11 protein-coding genes are annotated in these 13089 nt (G+C 39.6%); 7 read left to right on the top strand and 4 right to left on the bottom strand.

Features of this window, described 5'->3' with window-relative positions; all coding sequences use genetic code 11:
• Nucleotides 1-111: 111 nt before the first annotated feature.
• Nucleotides 112-2460, bottom strand: coding sequence for a PAS domain-containing sensor histidine kinase (locus EFY79_RS06050; RefSeq protein ID WP_123119798.1), 2349 nt, complete (start codon nucleotides 2458-2460; stop codon nucleotides 112-114).
• A gap of 119 nt (nucleotides 2461-2579) precedes the next feature.
• Here EFY79_RS06050 and trmD point away from each other — a divergent pair, with 119 nt between their 5' ends.
• The gene (trmD, locus tag EFY79_RS06045; protein WP_123119797.1) at nucleotides 2580-3251 is read left to right on the top strand and encodes a tRNA (guanosine(37)-N1)-methyltransferase TrmD; all 672 of its coding nucleotides are present in this window, start codon (nucleotides 2580-2582) and stop codon (nucleotides 3249-3251) included.
• A gap of 92 nt (nucleotides 3252-3343) precedes the next feature.
• On the opposite strand, the gene uxuA is transcribed toward trmD, so the two are convergent.
• Nucleotides 3344-4504: a mannonate dehydratase gene (uxuA, locus tag EFY79_RS06040; RefSeq protein WP_233577934.1), complete on the bottom strand. Its 1161-nt coding sequence runs from the start codon at nucleotides 4502-4504 to the stop codon at nucleotides 3344-3346.
• 82 nt (nucleotides 4505-4586) lie between these two features.
• Between uxuA and EFY79_RS06035 the strand changes: the two genes are divergently transcribed.
• Together EFY79_RS06035 and EFY79_RS22005 are read left to right on the top strand one after the other, a co-directional pair.
• Nucleotides 4587-4919 carry an SDR family oxidoreductase gene (locus tag EFY79_RS06035; protein ID WP_199727461.1) on the top strand — a complete coding sequence of 111 codons (333 nt, stop codon included), beginning with the start codon at nucleotides 4587-4589 and terminating at the stop codon, nucleotides 4917-4919.
• Nucleotides 4892-4972 carry a hypothetical protein gene (locus EFY79_RS22005; RefSeq protein WP_394338866.1) on the top strand — a complete coding sequence of 27 codons (81 nt, stop codon included), beginning with the start codon at nucleotides 4892-4894 and terminating at the stop codon, nucleotides 4970-4972. The genes EFY79_RS06035 and EFY79_RS22005 overlap by 28 nt, the downstream gene beginning before the upstream one ends.
• Before the next feature lie 117 nt (nucleotides 4973-5089).
• Here the strand turns inward: EFY79_RS22005 and EFY79_RS06030 are convergent, their stop codons facing one another.
• Nucleotides 5090-5626, bottom strand: a complete 537-nt coding sequence (locus EFY79_RS06030; RefSeq protein WP_123119799.1) for a DUF2911 domain-containing protein — start codon at nucleotides 5624-5626, stop codon at nucleotides 5090-5092.
• 297 nt (nucleotides 5627-5923) lie between these two features.
• On the opposite strand from EFY79_RS06030, the gene EFY79_RS06025 reads away from it, so the two are divergent.
• The 3 genes from EFY79_RS06025 to EFY79_RS06015 all read left to right on the top strand — a co-directional run bounded on the left by EFY79_RS06025 (nucleotide 5924) and on the right by EFY79_RS06015 (nucleotide 9442).
• A complete protein-coding gene (locus EFY79_RS06025; protein WP_148041863.1) occupies nucleotides 5924-6688 on the top strand; it encodes a peptidase associated/transthyretin-like domain-containing protein in 765 nt (254 codons plus the stop codon).
• 100 nt (nucleotides 6689-6788) lie between these two features.
• Nucleotides 6789-8111 carry a T9SS type A sorting domain-containing protein gene (locus EFY79_RS06020; RefSeq protein ID WP_123119794.1) on the top strand — a complete coding sequence of 441 codons (1323 nt, stop codon included), beginning with the start codon at nucleotides 6789-6791 and terminating at the stop codon, nucleotides 8109-8111.
• A gap of 140 nt (nucleotides 8112-8251) precedes the next feature.
• Nucleotides 8252-9442, top strand: a complete 1191-nt coding sequence (locus EFY79_RS06015) for a dipeptidase (RefSeq protein WP_123119793.1) — start codon at nucleotides 8252-8254, stop codon at nucleotides 9440-9442.
• 74 nt (nucleotides 9443-9516) lie between these two features.
• Here the strand turns inward: EFY79_RS06015 and EFY79_RS06010 are convergent, their stop codons facing one another.
• Nucleotides 9517-10959 carry a phytoene desaturase family protein gene (locus EFY79_RS06010; protein ID WP_123119792.1) on the bottom strand — a complete coding sequence of 481 codons (1443 nt, stop codon included), beginning with the start codon at nucleotides 10957-10959 and terminating at the stop codon, nucleotides 9517-9519.
• A gap of 128 nt (nucleotides 10960-11087) precedes the next feature.
• On the opposite strand from EFY79_RS06010, the gene EFY79_RS06005 reads away from it, so the two are divergent.
• Entirely contained in the window at nucleotides 11088-12635 is a 1548-nt protein-coding gene (locus tag EFY79_RS06005) for a lipase maturation factor family protein (RefSeq protein ID WP_123119791.1), read from the top strand.
• Nucleotides 12636-13089 lie beyond the last annotated feature (454 nt).

Here is a 13089-nt window from a genome sequence, read left to right as displayed (position 1 = left end):
AGCGCATTTGTTTTTAATACAGGCAAAAGGCAAAGCAAACAAGGAAGACCTACCAAAAAAGAAAAACGAAGGCTGGATGATTTTTTACAATAAAATAAAAAACAGCATTATTTATTTCTTTGCTAATGGCAATGAAAAATAAAACCGCGATCCTTTGCCAGGCTCGCTTTCTACACCAATACTTCCCTTGTGACGGCGAATAATTTCTGAAGCAATAAACAGGCCGATACCGAAACCCGGAAAGGTCTTTTCGCTCTTGCCTTCCACCCTGTAAAATCGCTCAAAAATCTTTCGCTGAAAATTTTTGTCAATGCCTATGCCTTCATCTTTTACGGATATCATAACACTCCTGGCATTCATTTTTGAAGAAATATAAATGTCCCTGCTTTTAGGAGAGTATTTGATTGCGTTGGAGATGAGGTTTACAAATACCTGGCCTACCCTGTCCCTGTCTGCATACACCCTGATTTCTGAAGCAGGTGAAAAATTAATTTTAAAATTTGGATAGACTACGGTTAATTCTTCTATAACTTCTTTCAAAAGAAGGTTCAAATCAAAATCCTGTTTATTAAAAGTGAGCGAACCGGTTCTTATTTTTGATACATCCAAAAGATCGGCGATAATCGCAATCAGCTTTTCAATCTGGGTATGGATTCGGTCAAGAGAAGTCTTCAAAAATTCATCCTGGTTATCCTGATACATGCTTTGCAGTATCTGGATATATCCTTTCATGGAAGTGATAGGCGTTTTCAATTCATGGCTGGCCATACTGATAAAAAAATCTTTGTGTTGTTCCTGCAATTTCATATTCTGGATATCTGTGCTGGTGCCTATCCATTGCTGAATATGGCCACTTTCGTCGGAAAGAGGAATAGCACGGCTCAGTTGCCACCTGTATTGTCCATCATATCTTCTAAACCGGTGCTCCATGGAAAAATCTTTTCCGGTAGCCACGGCTCTTTTCCAATGCTTTATGGTTACGCTTATTTCGTCAGGATGCACAATTTTTAGCCATCCGCCTTCCTGAACATCTTTTTGAGTAAGGCCTGAATAATCATAAACAGCCTGGTTAAAATAATTAATTATTCCGTTTTTATCAGCACTCCAAACAAATTGCGGCATGCTATCGGCCAGTAATTTAAACCTGGCCTCGCTTTCTTCTATTTTATGCCTTGCCACCACCTGGTCCGTCACATCAATACCCACCACCATTATACCATAAATTTTGCCCTGGCTATTATACAAAGGATGATATTCAAAATTTATAAACACTTTTTCAATCTGGCCAAAACGGTTCAGCCTGACAGGGAATTCATAAGCGGAAAAAGGCTTGCCGGAATAATAAACGCTATCTAATAAATTTTTTGTTGCCGCCGGGTCTAACTCTGTAATAGAATCAAGAACAGGCTTATTCAGCATTTGTTCTTTTGTTTTACCCATCAGCTTCAACGCCCTTTCGTTTATGATTTCGACTATGTAATCCGGCCCGGTCAAGATAGCAATAGCGATAGGCGCATTTAAAATCAATCGCCTTAATCTTCTTTCGCTTCTTTCCAATGCTTTGTGATCCTGGCGTTCACTGGTAATATCCCTGGTAGTTCCAATCAATTTTATAGGTTTGCCGCTTTCATCCTGGAAAAGCTTTGACATCACCCTGATATAAATTATGGAATTATCAGGCCTTATCACCCTGACTTCGTAATCGTATCTGCCCGTCGTCAATGCATTTTTGAATGCTTCATGGATGAGATATTCATCAGAGGGATAAACCTGCTTTCTTATTAAAGATGGAGTCAGTTTTTTTGAAATATCATGCCCGAGTATTTCGCTAAACTTTTCGCTGTAAGTAATATCGTCATTAATTAAATTCAATTCCCAGGTGGCAATACCAGATACTTCAATGGCAAGTTTTAACCGTTCTTCATCTAACAGCGATTCACTTTTTTTTCGCAAATTATTTTCGCTTGTGCTGGCGCCAGAATTATAGATGCCCATAATTCCTTCAATCTCATCGTTAGTTGCCGGAACAGGCGTAAGTGTAAATTTGCTATAAAAATTGTCCTTAATTAAAAGATCAGATTCTCTTTCTGGATCCTTTGCCTTCGGAGGATTTTTAAAAACTATTTTTTCGATTTGAGTATGCAGGATTTTCCATAGTTCTATGTTACTTTCGCGGGCACAGATACCAATAGCGCCCATTTTTTTTTCATCAAAATCTTTTGAATTCCTGTAGGCATCATTATAAAATAAGATAAAATTCTTTCCCCATAACAGGAACATCGGTATTGATGAATAAAGCATAATGCAAAGAGAAACACTCAGTTCGCGCGGCCATTTTTCAATACCACCAAGTGAACTTTCAGCCCAGTTCTTATTGATAATTTTTTGGCCTGATTCACCGCCTTTTGCCAGTAAAGGAAACTTTTCAACTAATTCGTTATTTGGGTTTGATTGATCCATCCGGTATAAGGATTGTTTCTTTAGGTATTGTAAGTTATATTATTTTATCAGAAAATATCAGGATTGCTTTTGTATTTGCGCATTTTCTTTTATCGCACATCAGTTGCTACATTTGATGTATGAAAATTGATATCCTGTCGGTAGTTCCCCAGTTGATAACCGGCTTTTTTGATTATTCGATTTTAAAAAGAGCAAAAGAAAAAGGCTTGCTTGAAATCAATGTACATAACCTCAGGGATTATACAAATTATAAACATGGCCAGGTAGACGATTACCAGTTTGGCGGCGGTGCAGGCCTGGTGCTGATGATTGAGCCGTTGGCAAATGCAATTGAATCTTTGCAAAAAAAAACCCTTTATGACGAGGTAATTTTTTTAACGCCTGATGGAGAAGTTTTTAATCAACAAATGGCCAACAGCTTGTCATTAAAAAATAACCTGTTATTAATTTGTGGCCATTATAAAGGAATAGATCAAAGAGTGCGCGACCATTTTATCACCAAAGAAATTTCCATCGGCGACTATGTGCTTAGTGGCGGCGAATTAGGCGCAGCAGTGCTGGCTGACGCGATTGGCAGATTAATTCCGGGTGTCTTAAATGATGAAACTTCAGCGCTTACAGATTCCTTCCAGGATAATTTGCTGGCGCCGCCCGTTTATACAAGACCTGAGACATTCAGAGGATGGAAAGTACCTGATATTTTGTTAAGTGGCAACCACGCTAAAATTGAAGAATGGCGTTATGAGAAAGCTGTTGAAATTACCCAACAAAAAAGACCGGATTTAGGCTAAAAGCGGAAGGCAGAAAGCAGAAAGCTGAAAGCAAAACAATGTGTTGGGCATTAAGCTTTCGGCGTTAGGCATTAAGCATACGGCATCGGGCCTTACGCTTTAAGCGTTTCCAACAATCCCAATTCGAGCCCTCTTATTTCGGCAAGGCCTCTTAATCTTCCGATGGCAGAGTAGCCAGGATTCGTTTTCTTTTTCAAATCATCGAGCATCTGGTGGCCGTGGTCAGGGCGGAAAGGAAGCGACTTATTGTATTCTTGTTGAAGCGTCAAAATCTCTTTCACAATCGCCACCATGTCATTGTCGCCGCCAAGATGGTCAGCTTCGTAAAAATTTCCTTCTTCATCCTTTGCCACATTTCGTAAATGCAAAAAGTGAATTTTTTCGCCAATGTCTTTCACCATTTGTGGAAGATTATTATCAGCCGAAGCCCCAAGAGAGCCGGTGCAGAAGCAAACGCCGTTTACACTATTATCTACTTTATTTAAAAAATACGAAAAGTCTGAAGCTTTACTAACCACGCGTGGAAGACCGAGGATTGGAAATGGCGGATCATCCGGGTGAATGGCAAGCTTCACTCCGCTTTCTTCTGCGGCTTCGCTTATTTCTTTTTGAAAATAACATAAATTATCTCTGAGACTATCGGCATCAATGTCTGCGTACAGTTCAAGCTTTTTAAGCATCTCTTTTGTGGAACCCTTTTTTTCCCCTGGAATGCCCGCCATTACCACATCTGCCAAAGCTTCAAGTTGATGCTTTGAGTAATTTTTATATCTTTCTTCTGCTTGTGTGGCAATATTTTCAGAATAGGAAGTTTCTGCATTTTTTCTTTTCAATATATATATATCAAAAACTGCCAAATCTACCCAGTTGAAATAAAGAGCCAGCGAACCGTCAGGCATTTTATAGCTTAATGTAGTTCTTGTCCAATCATTAACGGGCATAAAATTATACGTGATAACCGGGATGTTGCAGGCAGCTGCATTACGCACCGAAGTCTTATATTTTTCAATGTACTCCTTGTAATTGCCTGTTCTCGTTTTGATACTTTCATGCACGGTAATACTTTCAACTACCGACCACTTCAGGCCTTCTTTCTCCACTTCTGCTTTTCGTTTATTGATTTCTTCTATAGTCCATATTTCACCATGAGGAATATGGTGCAATGCAGTCACGATGCCTGTAGCGCCCGCTTGTTTCACATCCTGGAGGCTTACCGGATCGTCCGGGCCATACCAGCGCCAGGTTTGTTCCATTTTAAACATTTGATTCGATTTTTTTTGCTAACCAATCCATCAAAAATAGGTATTTCTTTTCTCGTAAGGAATAATGCGAAAAGTGAAGAGTAATAGTGGAATGTTTTCCGTTACAAGCATTTCAGGAAACAAATATTTATTGGATTATTCAACGACAAAAGGAGGAATCCACGCGTTTACACATTCGTTAAGCGCCAATTTAATCAGCAAAGGAATTCGTGTAAATGCAGTTGCACCCGGGCCTGTATGGACGCTGCTCAATCCATCTGACAAAGAAGAAAAACAAATTGCAAAATCCGGAAGCACTACGCCGATGAAAGGCCGGCTCAACCGGAAGAAATTGCACCGGCCTATGTATTTCTTGCGTCGCCACAATGTTCAAGCTATATCACGGGTGAAATATTGCCTATCATAGGCGGCTACAAGGGGATAATCAAACAACCGCCGGTAAAGCAGGAAATAATATAAAATTTTATTTTACAAACGATATAACGGTTATGGTTACACGAATTAGGTGTTTTTTTCTAATTAAAAAAACCGGTCTTTTGGGCCGGTTCTTCTATGTATACATTCCCAGAATTTAAATTATTTAATAGGAACAGAGACTTTTAAATTTTCCCATTCCATTGAAAATCCTTTTTGATCCACATCAAATTTCATCCTTTCGTTAAATGAAGAAGATTTCTGCGGTTTGGCGGTAACTTTCAAAACATCATTTGCCGGATCGTCTGTAGTGCTGCCATCCATCTTGATTCCCCATTGCCCTGTTTTTGAATTAAAAATAAAAGTCCAGTTGTCTTTACCCGGAATAGCGTATAAGCTATATTTTCCGGCGGGCAGCTTTTTCCCCCCTACCATTATGTCCTTGCTGGTTTCAAATATAGTGGCTTCATTAGCGCCTAACCGCCAAACCTTGTCATAGGGCACAAGGTCGCCCCAAATGGTTCGTCCTTTTACGGCAGGGCTGCTGTAATTAATAGTTATAGTAGATCCGGCCACAGTTCCGGTGGCAGTTTCGGGAGGGCTGGCTCTTTTGGATTTATCCTGCTGTGCAAAAATGAGGCTGGACATGAATAATCCAACTAATGTCAAACCAATTCCTTTTAAAAATATTTTTTTCATTTGGAACGTTTTTAAGAGTTTTTGAAATTTTTTTCTAATTAAAATTAAGGAATTTGAATTCAAACCACCAACAATTATTTAAGCGGCAAACTATAGATTTAAGCGAGCAAACAATGGCGAGACCTGATTTCGAGGATTGCAAAAATCACAAACGCTTAATTGTTTTATCTTCATTAAAAGTTTTCTTTTGCAAAAAAATATACCCATTTGTGTATGTGTTTGGGTTGTAAAAACCTAAGTTAAAAATTTTACGGGCTAACATTCAGAGCATGACTTTTTTTAATATTGTAGATTATCGTGAATTTTAAATTGATATTACATATTGCATGGATGCTTGTTCTGGTTCAGATGCTGTCGCAGAATGTATCAGCCCAAATTGAAGTAAGTGGAAACGTGTTTGATAATTCAAAATTATATGCTGTACCATACGTCGGCGTATACAGTACATCCGGCGCTTCCGATGTCACGGATTCAGCAGGAACCTATCATTTAATTGTTGGGCCAGCCGATTCGATTTATTTTACTTACGGAGGAAAATCAACAATGAAATTCCCTGTAAAGGATATTAAAAACTACAATTCATTTGATATTTCATTGCACGCCAAGGTGGATCAAAAATATAAACTGCTGGACCCTGTAACGGTTTTCACAGATAATTACAAAGTGGATTCCCTAGAAAACCGGGAAAAATATGGAAAGATTTTCGGAGACGACAAACCCCGGATTAACTCTACCTACGACCCCGGCGGTGCAGCAGGCCTTGATTTGGATGGCCTTATCGGAGCTTTTCAGTTCAGGAAAAATAAACAGCAGCAAGCTTTTAGAAACAGGCTGCTGGAGGAGGAACAGGAAAGATACATTGATTATCGATTTTCATCCCAAACCATCACAAGAATCACAGGGCTGAGAGGTGATTCTCTCATCGCCTACAAGAACAGATACCGCCCCGATTACTATTTTGTTGCCAACAGCACGCTCGCCCAATTCTACGAATATATTCTTCAAACCTCATACGCATTCAGGAAAAAAGACGAATACAGGCATGAATACCAAAGCAATTAAGCAAGCTAATTTCCGTTTAAATTTTAGAAACTTTATTCATACCTTTCCAAAAGAATTTATAATATGTTGGAATTAAATAACTTTAGGTAAAATTCAATTCATGAAAAAAACATTTACCCTCTTTGCATCGCTTATTTGTTTCGTAACTTTAAATGCTCAAACTCCAGCCTGCAGCTCAAATCTACTTCCCGCAAACAATGCCACAGGTGTGAGCCCGGCGCCATACATTACATTGAAATGGAACCCGGTAGCCGGCGCAACGTACTATAATGTATATTTCAATGCAAAATTACCACCTACCAAAATTACAGGTTCAGCCGTGGTAGATACATTTAATATTACAGATGCGCAATACAACACTAAGTATTACTGGTATGTAGTGCCGGTGAATGCCAATGGCGCTGCTATGAATTGTGGTGTAACCACTACTTCTTTTACTACGGGTCCAAAACCTGTTCCGCCTGTCAATGACAATTGCGATGGAGCAATAGATATTGCTACTGCAGTTACAGCAAGCACATTGGGCGCTACTCAAAGCCAGCCGGCTGATGCCTGCGGAGGCTATACAGGCTTCGCAGACGATGATGTTTGGTTTCAATTTACCGCTACTTCAACAGGAACAGTAACTATCATTCTTTCCGGTGGAAGTTATTTTGATGGCGTTTTGGAATTATTTACAGGAAGCTGCGGGTCGTTAACTTCATTGGCGTGCAGCGATCAAAATGCGGAAGGTGGGAATGAATCCATAACAATAAACGTAGTAGCGGGCACTAATTACAAGGCGCGTGTTTATAGTTTTGGTTCAGGAATAGGCGATAGGGGTGAGTTTTCTATCGCAGCCACAGGCGAGCCTTTACCGGTTTCTCTTATTGATTTTAAAGGAGAAAATATCAATGGAAATAATGTACTATCATGGTCAACAGCCACAGAAATGAACAATAAAGGCTTCCAGGTGCAATATTCTATCGATGGAAAAAACTTTACAGATATTGGTTTCGTAAATTCGAAACAAGAAAGCGGCAATAGTGCTTCTATATTACGTTATCAATTTACCGATTCAAAATATACCACCGGAAACGCATACTATAGGTTGGTTCAGGTTGATAAAGATGGAAAATCAAATTTTTCAAAAGTCATTTTGGTAAAAGGGAATAAAATTGCTTCATTAACTTTAAGCGCTCTATATCCTAATCCGGCAAAAGAAAAATTAAATATTCTTTTATCATCTCCGCTCAATAACCGCGTCAATATTGCGATTGCTGATCTTACCGGTAAAATAGTGCGCAGGCAGGCTTTCTCCGTGGTGAAAGGAGAAAATAATTTTGAAATGCAAATTTCATCCTTAGCAGGCGGAACTTATTTCATAAAAGCTACTTACGAAAATGGCCGTCAACAAGCGGTGGCCAAATTTGTGAAACAATAATTTTCTAAAATCCTAATTACATAGTAAACGGAGAAATAATCCTGTTTTTAATTTCATGAATAAAGGTTCACATGAAGCAAAACTTCTTGTGATGCAGTTTTGCGTTCAATAAAACAGGGTATCCGCCAAAAAAAAATGCAATGAGAATTTTGAGTTTCATTTTTCTTTTGATTTCTTCTTATTCTGTGCAGGCTCAGAATTATAAAAAAATACACAGGAAGGCTGTAGTTGCTGATACGCATAATGATATCATCAGCACCTGTATTGAAAAAGGTTACCGGTTTGATGAAAATCTAAAAGGCAAAACACACAGCGACCTTGAGCGAATGAGAAAAGGCGGTTTGGATATTCAGGTTTTTTCCATCTGGTGTGATGGCAGTCAGCAAAATCCCTTCGCATTTGCCAATCGTGAGATCGACACTTTGCAAGCCTGGACAAATAGAAATCCTTCTAAAATGTCCGTGGTTACCAATATTGCACAAATACAACACGCTGTAAAAAAACATAAGCTTGCCTGCATGATTGGCGTGGAAGGCGGCCACATGATTGAAGATGATTTGAATAAGCTGGATAGCCTTTACAACCGCGGTGCACGTTATATGACGCTTACCTGGAACAATAATACTGCCTGGGCTACGAGCGCCGAATATGAATCGGGACATCAAAAGAAGTCGGAGAAAATTGATTCCACTTCGCAGCAAAAGGGATTAAATGATTTCGGGAAAGCCGTGGTGAAAAGGATGAATGAGCTTGGGATGATGGTGGATGTAAGTCACACCGGCGAGCAAACTTTTTGGGATGTTATAAAAATTTCCACAAAGCCTGTTCTGGTTTCCCACAGTAATGCTTACGCGCTTTGTCCTGTGTTCCGGAATTTAAAAGATGACCAGATAAAAGCGGTAGCTAAAAATGGTGGGGTAATCTGTTTGAACTTTTATCCGGCCTTCCTCGATAGTACTGTAGGAGCAAAAGAAATAGCATATTTTAAAAAACACAAGGAAGAGAAAAGAATGCTGATGTCGTCAGGTAAAAAAGATTTCGAAGCAAATGAGATTATTGCAAAAAAATATCCGCAGGAATTTAAAGAATTGCAATCACCCTTTCATTTATTGTTCGACCATCTTGCTTATATTATTAAACTTGCCGGGGTTGACCATGTAGGCTTAGGCGGCGATTTTGACGGGATTTCAATAACACCGGATGTACTAACTGACGTAAGCAAATATCCCCTGATTACAAAAGAACTTATCAAACGCGGTTATTCAAAAAAAGACATTAAAAAAATTTTAGGTGGAAATTTTATCAGGGTGTTTAAGACAAATCAAATGTGATAATGCGGCTAAAAATTCTTCAATCAAAATGTCTTCGCAGTAAAGCAACAAATAAACGGTTTTTTAATTTGTGGCTATAGCCTGGGAATGCCGATATTGAACACATCTTTTAACGCAGCCCGTGCAGCATAATATCCGCAAATCCCATGTACCCCGCCACCCGGCGGAGTTGCAGATGAACAAATATAAATCCCTGTCGCAGAAGTCTTGTAAGGCGAAAGTCTTATTACAGGCCGCGTAAAAATCTGGTTGATAGTAGCGGCACCTCCATTGATGTCTCCACCCACATAATTTGAATTGTAATCCTGTATTTCGTGCGTGTTCATCACATGCCTTGCAAGAATGCAATCCTTAAATCCGGGAGCAAATCGTTCTACCTGGTTTTCAATTGCCTCTGTCATGTCTTGTGTTGAACCATTTGGGACGTGGCAATACGCCCAGGCAGTATGCTTCCCGGCCGGTGCACGCGAAGAATCAATTACGCCCGGCTGAACAAATAATACAAATGGTTTATCCGGAATTTGTTTTTTAGAAATTGTATTTTCACTATCGTAAATTTCCTGAAAACTACCGCCAATATGAATTGTAGCAGCTTCTCTGCATTTTTCATCGGTAAATGGCGCGGGCTGCGATAGCGCCCAATCAATCTTAAACACTCCGGCGCCATATTGATAGTTACGCAATTGCCATTTGTATAATTCAGAAAATTGGTCGCCTGCAATGATAAGCAATTGCGCTGGCGTTACATCCAGCAATACCACTTTAGTTGTGGGTAACTGTTTCAATGAAGAAATTTTGAACCCTTTTTGTATATCTCCTCCGTAGCTTTCAAAGCTTGCTGCCAGCGCATTTGTGATTTTTTGAGCGCCGCCTTTTGGCAAAGGCCATCCGTTGATATGAGCTACTGTATTTAAAACGATGCCGATAGAAGCCGTGGAAAGTTTGTTCAAAGGAAGCATCGAATGTGCCGCCATTCCGAAAAACAAGGCCTGCGCTCTTGAAGTCTCGAAATTATGTTGCGCAAAATATCTACCTGAGTTTACGGCCTGAGTAGCAAACTTTAAATTTTTTTTTGAAAAAGCGCCTAAGTAAAGCGGCCCCAGAAAAGCCGATCGGATGGAAGGCCATTGCCTCGTCAGTGGTAAAAAAATTTTTTCATAATTTTTAGCATCTTTACCCAGTTGAACTGCAGTTTCATAAATTGAAGTTGAAACAGCCACGGAAGATCCATCATCGAAAGGATGAGCGACTGCATAACGAGATTGGAGATATTCAAGGCCAAATTGTTCCAAATTCAGAGATTTAAAAACAGGCGAATCTTCGCCCAATGGATAAACGGTTGAGCATACGTCGTGAATATAACCAGGCAGCGTTAGCTCGCCGGAACGCACCCCACCGCCCAACACTTCTTTTTCTTCAACTAACAAGACTGATAAACCAGCACGCTGTAAAGTAATTGCCGCCGCAAATCCGTTTGGCCCCGAACCAACTACCACAGCATCATAATTCGATTTCACTTCTTAAAATTTATGAGAGAATAAAGCAAAAATCAATCTAATTTTTCGTAAACCGGAAAAATCATCCTAAGTAAATTGAGATACGTAGTGGCAAAAAACGGTATTGATATTGTGAGTGAATCCAAAATATGAAAAGAACAACTCCTTCACATTTCAGGCCACCGTTCGGTTCAATAAATAGTTCGCGCTCGTATTGGCTTACCAGGTTTTTGATTCTCAGGCTTTTGGGAATCGTGTATGCAGTTGCCTTTTTGGTAGCCATAAACCAAATTGTACCGCTAATTGGGTCCCACGGTTTATTGCCTGTTGAAATATATCTTGACCGTGTACGCACGGGGTTAGGCTCTGGTTTAGCTGGCTTTTTACGCCTGCCCTCACTTTTTTGGTTCATCCATTCCGACACAGCGCTTCTTGTAATCGCATGGCTTGGATTTCTGCTATCTATAGTTTTAATTGCCGGTTTTGCAAATGCCCCTTTGATGACCATTCTTTGGTTTTTCTATATGTCGTTCGTTCACATAGGCCAGGAATGGTATGGATATGGCTGGGAAATACAACTTTTAGAAACGGGATTTCTCGCAATATTTCTTTGTCCTCTCATCGAAATGAAGCCTTTTCCAAAAAGGGCACCTCCGTTTGTCATTATCGTCTTATTTCGCTGGCTCATATTTAGAATCATGATGGGTTCAGGATTGATAAAATTTCGTGGAGATGAAATTTGGCGAAATGGCACAGCCTTATATTACCATTTTGAGACACAACCCTTGCCAGGGCCTTTAAGCAGTTGGTTTCATTTTTTGCCAAAATCTATTTTAAGAGCAGGCGTTTTGTTTAATTGGCTTGCGGAATTAGTAGCGCCAATATTTGTTTTTTGGCCCAGAATGCTTCGGCATTTTGCAGGTGTCATTATCATTCTATTTCAATTTACCATTATTTTGAGTGGCAACCTCTCTTTCCTCAACTGGCTAACTATTGTGCCTGCAATAGCTTGCCTTGATGATGATTTCTGGAAAAAAATTCTGCCTCAAAACTTAGTTCAGAAGGCAAAAGAAGCACAATCTCGCGCTGTACCCTCCCGCGGGATAACTATTGGCACCTGGATTGTAGCTTGTTTGATTATCCTCTTAAGTGTTCAACCTGCTTTTAACTTACTTTCTTCAAGGCAGATTATGAACACTTCATACGATCCATTTGAATTGGTAAATACCTACGGTGCATTTGGAAGTGTTGGAGAAAAACGCTTTAATATCATTTTTGAAGGTACGGACCACTCAAATCCACTTGATACTTTTGGTTGGAAACCTTATGCTTATAAAAGTCTTCCCGTAAGCCTTGATCAAATGCCTCCCCAGATTGCCCCATACCAGCTACGGCTAGATTGGCAAATGTGGTTTGCGGCAATGTCATCACCTGAGGATTATCCGTGGGTATATAATTTGATTTGGAAACTTCTTAATAATGACCCCAATGCTGTTGGCCTGTTTGCCTCAAATCCCTTTCCCCAAATAGCTCCAACTTATATACGTGCGACATTATATCAATATTCATTTGCTAAACCGGGTAATCCGAAACACAATTGGTGGCAACGCCAAAGATTAGGAACCTGGATTGCTCCTTTATCCATAAGAGATTCTTCTTTGACTCAATTTCTTAAAAGTGAAGGGTGGTTGCGTTAAGCATGCCGAGAAAGGTATCCATAGTGTTCTATCTTAATAAAAGAAGCCGGCTATAAACAAAAAACCCTCTCAGAATTACTGAAAGGGTTAAATAAATTATGGCAGCTACCTACTCTCCCACATTGTTGTGTAGTACCATCGGCTCATAAAAAGAGCGGGCTTAACTTCTTTGGGAATTGCAGATAAAAAATCTGATTATCCAAAACAAAAAACCCTTTCAGAATTGCTGAAAGGGTTAAATAAATTATGGCAGCTACCTACTCTCCCACATTGTTGTGTAGTACCATCGGCTCATAAAAAGAGCGGGCTTAACTTCTTTGGGAATTGCAGATAAAAAATCTGATTATCCAAAACAAAAAAGAGGCCGTCTCAAAATAAATTTTGGGATGGCCTTTTTAATTTCGGTTTAACAATATGACTTAGGACTTCAAAGTCAACTTTGTTTTTTAGAAGT

The organism is Hanamia caeni (genome assembly GCF_003721595.1).
Lineage (GTDB): Bacteria > Bacteroidota > Bacteroidia > Chitinophagales > Chitinophagaceae > Ginsengibacter > Ginsengibacter caeni.
Note: the sequence above shows the minus strand (reverse complement) of the source record. Positions and strands in the feature narration are given on the sequence as shown.

Excerpts from the sequence above, each read along its gene's own strand:
- trmD (WP_123119797.1), top strand. The coding sequence starts at position 2,580 with ATGAAAATTGATATCCTGTCGGTAGTTCCCCAGTTGATAACCGGCTTT.
- EFY79_RS06030 (WP_123119799.1), bottom strand. The coding sequence starts at position 5,626 with ATGAAAAAAATATTTTTAAAAGGAATTGGTTTGACATTAGTTGGATTA.
- EFY79_RS06020 (WP_123119794.1), top strand. The coding sequence starts at position 6,789 with ATGAAAAAAACATTTACCCTCTTTGCATCGCTTATTTGTTTCGTAACT.
- EFY79_RS06015 (WP_123119793.1), top strand. The coding sequence starts at position 8,252 with ATGAGAATTTTGAGTTTCATTTTTCTTTTGATTTCTTCTTATTCTGTG.
- uxuA (WP_233577934.1), bottom strand. The coding sequence starts at position 4,504 with ATGGAACAAACCTGGCGCTGGTATGGCCCGGACGATCCGGTAAGCCTC.
- EFY79_RS06005 (WP_123119791.1), top strand. The coding sequence starts at position 11,088 with ATGAAAAGAACAACTCCTTCACATTTCAGGCCACCGTTCGGTTCAATA.
- EFY79_RS06050 (WP_123119798.1), bottom strand. The coding sequence starts at position 2,460 with ATGGATCAATCAAACCCAAATAACGAATTAGTTGAAAAGTTTCCTTTA.